Source organism: Salinimicrobium oceani (assembly GCF_012037645.1).
The window spans coordinates 1-337 of record NZ_JAAVJR010001259.1 but is presented as its reverse complement, the minus strand read 5'-3'; the positions used below and the strand labels follow the sequence as shown (position 1 = coordinate 337).

Here is a 337-nt window from a genome sequence, read left to right as displayed (position 1 = left end):
AAGACCTTCGGCATACATAAATGTGGCAGGGATATTCAAATGAGCATGGCTTTGATCGATCTGTGAATAAGTGCCATCGGCGCGGTTTCCGAAGAGCGTGTATTCCAGGTTGACTGTTCCGTCGTGGCCGGTAATCAACCATGAGTAAGGATCGGGGCGGGTGATCTTTAAAGTCTCTCCTGCGGCATTTTTTGCTTTTACTCCGTAGACATTTTTAGCGAATTCATGCAATGCGTACCTTCCGGGGGAAGTTCGGCTCATACGGACAACCAGGCTGTCCTGTCCAATTTCAGGAAAATTGACCATGATTTTTGCCTCATGATGTTCGGCATTAGGG

General features: G+C 47.8%; 1 protein-coding gene. It reads right to left on the bottom strand.

Annotated elements, in window-relative coordinates:
- Positions 1-337, bottom strand: a 337-nt coding sequence (locus tag HC175_RS21735; RefSeq protein WP_438865978.1) for a M61 family metallopeptidase, incomplete at both ends; no start/stop codon positions are given.